Consider the following 7243-nt stretch of genomic DNA (forward strand, 5'->3'; position numbering starts at 1 on the left):
CACGATGACGTGCCGGTAGTCGGAGAACGTCTCCCGCTCCGCCAGCCCGATCCGCGCCCACGTCTCCTCGGGCAGCGGCGGGGTGGCCACCATCAGCGAGTAGACGGGCGCCACCGTGCGCCGCTGGCCGGGTAGCCCGGGCGTGTAGCCCTCGGTCGCGCGGACCACCACCGGCGCCCGGACCACGCCCGCCGGTGTCACCGCCGCGCCCGGCCGCAGCGCGGTCACCGGGGTGCGCTCGTGGATGCGTACGCCCCGGCGCTCCACCGCCCGCGCCAGGCCCCGGACGAGCTTCGCCGGGTGCACGGCGGCGCAGTGCGGGGTGTACGTGCCGCCGCGTACCCCCTCGGCGTCGCACCGCGCGGCGGCCTCGGCGGCGTCCAGCAGCGTCAGGTCGTCGTCGGTGAGCCCGTGCGCGTGGGCCTGGTCGACCTCGGCGCGGGCCCGGTCGAGCTGGACCTCGCTGCGCGCCAGCGTCACCGTGCCGCCGGCCCGCCAGTCGCAGTCGATGCCCTCGGCGGCGGCGACCCGCCCCACCTCGCCGACCGTGTCGTGCATGGCCCGTTGCAGGGCGAGCGCGCGGTCCCGGCCGTGGCGTCGGGCCAGCGCCGGCAGCGAGGTGGGGAACAGCGCCGAGCACCAGCCGCCGTTGCGCCCGGATGCGCCGTACCCGGCGATCTCCCGCTCCAGCACGACGACGCGCAACGTGGGGTCGGCCTCGGCCAGGTAGTACGCCGTCCACAGCCCGGTGTACCCGGCGCCCACGATCGCCACGTCGGCGTCCGTGTCGCCGGGCAACCCGGGTCGCGGTGTCAGCGGCTCGTCGAGGCTGGACAGCCAGTACGAGAGGTGCCGGTAACCGGTCATCGGCGTCAGAGCCGGGACCACGCCTCGGTCAGCACCGCGCGCAGGATCTGCTCGATCTCGTCGAAGTGCTGCTGGTCGGCGATCAGCGGCGGGGCGAGCTGCACCACCGGGTCGCCACGGTCGTCGGCCCGGCAGTAGAGCCCGGCGTCGAACAGCGCGGTGGACAGGAAGCCGCGCAGCAGCCGCTCCGACTCGGCCTCGTCGAACGTCTCCCGCGTGGTCTTGTCCTTGACCAGCTCGATGCCGTAGAAGTAGCCGTCACCGCGGACGTCGCCGACGATCGGCAGGTCGTGCAGCTTCTCCAGGGTGGACCGGAACGCGCCCTCGTTGGCCCGGACGTGCCCGATCAGGTCCTCCCGGGCGAACACCTCCAGGTTGGCCAGCGCGACCGCGCAGGAGACCGGGTGGCCGCCGAACGTCACGCCGTGCGCGAACATGCCGGTCTCGGTGAGGAACGGCTCCATCAGCCGCTCGCTGGCGATCATCGCGCCGAGCGGGGCGTAGCCGGAGGTGATGCCCTTGGCGGTGGTGATGATGTCCGGCTGGTAGCCGTACCGCACCGCGCCGAAGTACTCGCCGAGCCGGCCCCAGGAGCAGATCACCTCGTCGCTGACCAGCAGCACGTCGTACGCGTCGCAGATCTCGCGTACCCGCTCGAAGTAGCCGGGCGGCGGCGGGAAGCAGCCGCCGGAGTTCTGCACCGGCTCCAGGAAGACGGCGGCGACCGTCTCCGGCCCCTCCCGCTCGATCGCGCGGCCGATCTCCTCGGCGGCCCAGCGGCCGAACGCCTCGGGGTCGTCGCCGTGTTCGGGGGCGCGGTAGAAGTTGGTGTTCGGCACCTTGATGCCCCCGGGCACCAGCGGCTCGAAGTCGGTCTTGATGCCGGGCAGGCCGGTGATCGACAGCGCGCCCATCGAGGTGCCGTGGTAGGCGATGTAGCGGCTGACCACCTTGTGCTTGGTGGGCTTGCCGGTGCGCTTGAAGTAGGCCCGGGCCAGCTTCCACGCCGCCTCGACGGCCTCGGAGCCGCCGGTGGTGAAGAAGACCCGGTTCAGGTCGCCGGGCGTGAGCGTGGCGATCTTCTCGGCCAACTCGACGGCCTTCGGGTGGGCGTACGACCAGAGCGGGAAGTAGGCCAGCTCGCCGGCCTGCTTGGCGGCGGCCTCGGCCAGCTCGGCGCGGCCGTGGCCGGCGTTGACGACGAACAGCCCGGCCAGCCCGTCCAGGTAGCGGCGGCCCTGCGCGTCCCAGACGTACGCGCCCTCGCCCCGGACGATTGTCGGAACCTCGCCGGCGGGGTAGCTCGCCATGCGGGTGAAGTGCATCCACAGGTGGTCGGTGGCGTTGGCCATGTCAGCCCCATCGGGTCTCGGGCCGGTCAGGGGTGACACCGGCCGCTCTGCCCACGGTTATCCCACAGGCGGTGCCGATAAGGCAAGCGAAGAAGCTTCATCGCGACGGATTCAGCGCCATATCACTGCGCTGTCAACGGAATCCGCATCAGGCGGTGCCCCAGCTGTAGGTCTGCTTGCGCAGCTTCAGGTAGACGAACGCCTCGGTGGAGAGCACTCCGGGCACGCCGCGCAGCTTCTGCAGGATCTCCAGCAGGTGCGCGTCGTTGCGGCAGACCACCTCGGCCAGCAGGTCGAACGAGCCGGCGGTGATCACCACGTAGTCGATCTCCTCGAACTCGGCCAGCCGGTCGGCCACCGACTCCAGGTCACCGTCGGTGCGCAGCCCGATCATGGCCTGGCGGGGGAAGCCGAGCTGGAGCGGATCGGTGACCGCGACGATCTGCATGACGCCCGCGTCGAGCAGCCGCTGCACCCGCTGGCGTACCGCTGCCTCGGAGAGGCCCACCGCCTTGCCGATGCTCGCGTACGGGCGGCGCCCGTCCTCCTGGAGCTGCTCGATGATCTGCTTCGCCACGTCGTCGAGCAGAACGTGATTGGCGCCTTCACGCACGGTGACCCGACGGCCGCCGTTGGCGTTCTCCTGGTGCCGGTTGACCATCGACGCTCCTTGTGTCCGATTCTTCGTATCGAGCGTAGTGCCCCGCGCAGTCTGGCGTATTTCGTGGCGACTGGCTATTCCAGCAACGGAATCCCTTGTGAGAGAGGTTTTCTCATGTCAGGATCAGTCGTCCATCGCCACTGACCCTCCCGCCGGCGTGCCGCCCCCCGTCCCGCCGCCGACGATGCCCCCCAAGGAGTCGTCACATGCGTAGTCCCCTTCGGACCCTCACCCGGCGTGGTCTGCTCACCGGGACCGTCGGCTCGGCCGCACTGCTCGCCACCGCGGGCGCCCTGGCCGGCTGCGGGACCAAGGGCGCCCAGCAGACCGAAGCCGGTTGCAAGAGCGAGGATCTGTCCGCCACCGAGAAGAAGGTCGCCTTCTCGAACTGGCCGCAGTACATGGACACCGACGAGAAGGACGAGTCCAAGCGCCCCACGCTCGACGCGTTCGTCGCCGCCACCGGCATCCAGGTGACGTACACCGAGGACGTCAACGACAACAACGAGTTCTTCGGCAAGGTGCGCAACCAGCTCGCCGGGTGTCAGAGCACCGGCCGGGACATCATGGTGCTCACCGACTGGATGGCCGCCCGGGTGATCCGCCTCGGCTGGGTCCAGAAGCTGGACAAGTCGAAGATGCCGAACGTCGAGGCGAACCTGCTGCAGTCGCTGCGCGGTCGCTCCTTCGACGCCGAGACCCAGCTCGCCGTCCCGTGGCAGTCCGGTCTCGCCGGGCTCGCGTACAACGCGAACGTCACCAAGGAGATCCGCACCGTCGACGAGCTGCTCACCCGCCCCGATCTCAAGGGCAAGGTGACGGTGCTGTCGGAGATGCGCGACACCATCGGCCTGCTGCTCCAGTCGCTCGGCCACGACCCGGCCAAGTTCACCTCGGCCCAGTTCGACGACGCGCTGAACAAGCTGAAGAAGGCCGTGGACAGCAAGCAGATCCGGCGGTTCACCGGCAACGACTACGCGCCCGATCTGGCCAAGGGCGACATCGCCGCGTGCATCGGCTGGTCCGGCGACGTGGTCCAGCTCGGCTTCGACGACGAGAAGATCAAGTTCGTGGTGCCCGAGTCCGGCGTGATGCTCTGGTCGGACAACATGCTGGTGCCGAACAAGGCCACCCACAAGGCCAACGCCGAGGCGTTGATGAACCACTACTACGACCCGGCGGTGGCGGCGAAGCTGGCCGCGTACGTCAACTACATCTGCCCGGTGCAGGGCGCGCAGGCCGAGATGGAGAAGATCGACCCGGACCTGGCGAGCAACCCGCTGATCTTCCCGGACGACTCGATGCTGTCCAAAGCCAAGGTCTTCATGGCGCTCGACGAGGCGCAGGAGAAGGAGTACGAGACCAAGTTCCAGCAGGTGATCGGCGCGTGAAGGGGCAGCAGACCCCGGCCGGCGACCTGCGCCTGGTCGACCTGACCAAGCGGTTCGGCGTCTTCACCGCCGTCGACGACCTCACCCTCACCATCCCGCAGGGCTCGTTCTTCGCCCTGCTCGGCGCGTCCGGCTGCGGCAAGACCACCACACTGCGGATGATCGCCGGGCTGGAGCAGCCGACCAGCGGGCAGGTGCTGCTCGGCGAGCAGGACATCGCCGGGCTGCGGCCGTACAAGCGGCCGGTCAACACGGTGTTCCAGAGCTACGCGCTCTTCCCGCACCTGGACATCCACGAGAACGTGGCGTTCGGGCTGCGCCGCCGCGGCATCCGCAAGGTGAGCGACCAGGTGGAGCAGATGCTCGCGCTGGTGCAGCTCGAAGGGTACGGCCGACGCCGCCCGGCCCAGCTCTCCGGCGGCCAGCAGCAGCGCGTCGCGTTGGCCCGGGCGCTCATCAACCACCCGCAGGTGCTGCTGCTCGACGAGCCGCTCGGCGCGCTCGACCTCAAGCTGCGCCGGCAGATGCAGATCGAGCTGAAACGGATCCAGACCGAGGTCGGCATCACGTTCGTGCACGTCACCCACGACCAGGAGGAGGCCATGACGATGGCCGACACGGTCGCGGTGATGAACGCCGGCCGGATCGAGCAGCTCGGCGCGCCCGCCGACATCTACGAGTACCCGGCCACCGCGTTCGTGGCGAACTTCCTCGGCCAGTCCAACCTGCTCGCCGCCGAAGCCGGCGGGCGCGCCGCCGACGACGTGCTGGTCACGGCGCACGGCTCGCGCTTCTCGGTGCCCGCCGGCCGGGCCCGGCTCACCGACGGGCCGGCCTTCCTCGGCGTACGTCCGGAGAAGCTGCACCTGGTCGACGACCCGGACCGGGTGCCGGCCGGACACCAGCACGTCGGTGGCGTGGTCAGCGACGCCTCCTACGTCGGGGTGAGCACCCAGTACCTGGTGCGCACCGCGTGGGGCAGCGAGCTGACCGCGTTCGCCGCGAACAGCGGGCTGGGCGGTCAGTTGGCGGTCGGCACGGCGGTGACCGCGCACTGGGATCCGCGGCACGCGTTCCTGCTGCCCCGGGCCGCCGGTGAGGACGACCAGACCGCGCCGCTGCTCGACGAGCCGCCGGTGGGTGCGTCGGCATGAGCGAGCGCAGCGAGCGAATCGGCTGGCTCAGCGCGAAGGTGTCTCATGGCGGCACGGAGCGAAGCGGAGTGGCGGCATGAGCGCGCTGGCCCACGTACCGACCTCCGCCGGGAAACCGGCGCCGCCGCCGGTGCGGCGCGGGCGCAGCCGGCTCCTGCCGTACCTGTTGCTGCTGCCCGGCGCGGTCTGGCTGCTCGTCTTCTTCGCGCTGCCGCTGGTGCAGCTCGCCTCGGCCAGCCTCTACGACCCGGCCGGCTCGCTCTCCACCGGGTACGCGATGACCTGGGCGTTCGGCAACTACCCGGACGCGCTCCAGGCGTACTGGCCGCAGTTCTCCCGGTCGTTCCTCTACTCGGCGATCGCGCTGGTGCTCGCGCTGCTGATGGGCTACCCGCTGGCGTACGCGATCGCGCAGAAGGCCGGCCGGTGGAAGAACCTGCTGCTGGTGGCCGTGGTCGCACCGATGTTCACCAGCTTCCTGGTGCGCACGCTGGCCTGGAAGACCATCCTGTCGGACAACGGCGCGCTGGTCGGGCTGCTGCGCGACGTGCACCTGCTCGGACCGGACGGCCGGCTGCTGGCCACCCCGATCGCCGTGGTGCTCGGCCTGACGTACAACTTCCTGCCGTTCCTGGTGCTGCCGCTGTACGCGAGCCTGGAGCGGCTCGATCCCCGGCTGCTGGAGGCGGCGAGCGACCTGTACGCGAGCCCGCTGCGCGCGTTCGCCAAGGTCACGCTGCCGCTGTCGATGCCCGGCCTGATCGCCGGCACGCTGCTGTTCTTCATCCCGGCCACCGGTGACTACATCAACGCCGAGCTGCTCGGTACGCCGAACGAGTACATGATCGGCAACGTCATCGACTCGGCGTTCCTGGTCCGGCTGGACTATCCGCAGGGCGCGGCGCTGTCGTTCCTGCTGATGGCCGCGATCCTGGCGATCGTCTTCGTCTACCTGCGAAAGGCCGGCACGGAGGAGGTCCTGTGAAACTCAGGCGCTGGCTCGCCGACCGGTGGGTGATGGGCGTGGCCCTGCTCGTCCTCGGCTACCTGACGCTGCCGATCATGGTGGTCGCCGGTCTGTCCTTCAACCGGCCCTCCAGCCGGCTCTCCTACGATTTCAACGAGTTCACGCTCGACAACTGGAAGCAGCCCTGCGCCACCTCGGACATGTGCGACGCGGTGGTGCGCAGCATGCAGATCGGGCTCATCGCCACAGTCGTCTCCACGCTCCTCGGCACGCTGATGGCGTTCGCGCTGGTCCGGCACAGCTTCCGCGGCCGGTCCGGGCTCAACGGGCTGATCTTCCTGCCGATGGCCACCCCGGAACTCGTGATGGGCACCTCGCTGCTCGCCCTCTTCGTCGCCGCCGGGGTGCCGCAGGGCTTCTGGACCATCGTCATCGCGCACGTCATGTTCTGCGTGTCGTTCGTCGTGGTCACCGTGAAGGCCCGGCTCTCCGGCATGGACCGGCGGCTGGAGGAGGCCGCGATGGACCTGTACGCCAGCGAGTGGCAGACGTTCCGGCGGATCACGCTGCCGCTGGTGCTGCCGGGCATCGTGGCCGCCGCGCTGCTGGCCTTCTCGCTCAGCTTCGACGACTTCATCATCACGAACTTCAACGCCGGCACCACAGTCACGTTCCCCATGTACGTCTGGGGCGCCTCCCAGCGGGGCATCCCGCCGCAGGTGAACGTGATCGGCACGGCCATGTTCGTGATCGCGTTGCTGCTGGTCGGGGCCACCTCGCTGCGCGGGCGGCGGGCGCGACGGGCCGCCCTCGCGGTGGTCGCCACACCGGCGGGCAAGCCATGACACTCC

General features: G+C 70.1%; 7 protein-coding genes. 4 read left to right on the forward strand and 3 right to left on the reverse strand.

Annotated elements, in window-relative coordinates; translation table 11 throughout:
• From KBX39_RS18105 to KBX39_RS18115, 3 genes are all read right to left on the reverse strand, one after another.
• A partial coding sequence (locus KBX39_RS18105) for an FAD-binding oxidoreductase (protein ID WP_210871653.1) occupies positions 1 to 867 on the reverse strand: 867 nt, incomplete at its 3' end.
• 5 nt (positions 868 to 872) lie between these two features.
• Complete coding sequence (locus KBX39_RS18110; RefSeq protein ID WP_043326464.1) at positions 873 to 2219, reverse strand: aspartate aminotransferase family protein; 1347 nt, start codon at positions 2217 to 2219, stop codon at positions 873 to 875.
• 148 nt (positions 2220 to 2367) lie between these two features.
• Positions 2368 to 2880, reverse strand: coding sequence for an Lrp/AsnC family transcriptional regulator (locus tag KBX39_RS18115; RefSeq protein ID WP_030501361.1), 513 nt, complete (start codon positions 2878 to 2880; stop codon positions 2368 to 2370).
• A gap of 206 nt (positions 2881 to 3086) precedes the next feature.
• Between KBX39_RS18115 and KBX39_RS18120 the strand changes: the two genes are divergently transcribed.
• The 4 genes from KBX39_RS18120 (at position 3087) to KBX39_RS18135 (ending at position 7237) form a co-directional block, all read left to right on the forward strand.
• Positions 3087 to 4271 carry a spermidine/putrescine ABC transporter substrate-binding protein gene (locus KBX39_RS18120; RefSeq protein WP_043326462.1) on the forward strand — a complete coding sequence of 395 codons (1185 nt, stop codon included), beginning with the start codon at positions 3087 to 3089 and terminating at the stop codon, positions 4269 to 4271.
• Positions 4268 to 5425, forward strand: coding sequence for an ABC transporter ATP-binding protein (locus KBX39_RS18125; protein ID WP_064447712.1), 1158 nt, complete (start codon positions 4268 to 4270; stop codon positions 5423 to 5425). The genes KBX39_RS18120 and KBX39_RS18125 overlap by 4 nt, the downstream gene beginning before the upstream one ends.
• 76 nt (positions 5426 to 5501) lie before the next feature.
• Entirely contained in the window at positions 5502 to 6410 is a 909-nt protein-coding gene (locus KBX39_RS18130) for an ABC transporter permease (protein WP_187693991.1), read from the forward strand.
• Positions 6407 to 7237 carry an ABC transporter permease gene (locus tag KBX39_RS18135; RefSeq protein WP_312247453.1) on the forward strand — a complete coding sequence of 277 codons (831 nt, stop codon included), beginning with the start codon at positions 6407 to 6409 and terminating at the stop codon, positions 7235 to 7237. Before KBX39_RS18130 ends, KBX39_RS18135 begins: the two co-directional genes overlap by 4 nt.
• Positions 7238 to 7243: the final 6 nt, after the last annotated feature.

This window comes from Micromonospora sp. D75, from assembly GCF_018070405.1.
Lineage (GTDB): Bacteria > Actinomycetota > Actinomycetes > Mycobacteriales > Micromonosporaceae > Micromonospora > Micromonospora chalcea.

What these genes read in the sequence shown, in the direction of transcription:
- KBX39_RS18110 (WP_043326464.1), bottom strand. Translation starts at nt 2,219, where the DNA reads ATGGCCAACGCCACCGACCACCTGTGGATGCACTTCACCCGCATGGCG.
- KBX39_RS18115 (WP_030501361.1), bottom strand. Translation starts at nt 2,880, where the DNA reads ATGGTCAACCGGCACCAGGAGAACGCCAACGGCGGCCGTCGGGTCACC.
- KBX39_RS18120 (WP_043326462.1), top strand. Translation starts at nt 3,087, where the DNA reads ATGCGTAGTCCCCTTCGGACCCTCACCCGGCGTGGTCTGCTCACCGGG.
- KBX39_RS18130 (WP_187693991.1), top strand. Translation starts at nt 5,502, where the DNA reads ATGAGCGCGCTGGCCCACGTACCGACCTCCGCCGGGAAACCGGCGCCG.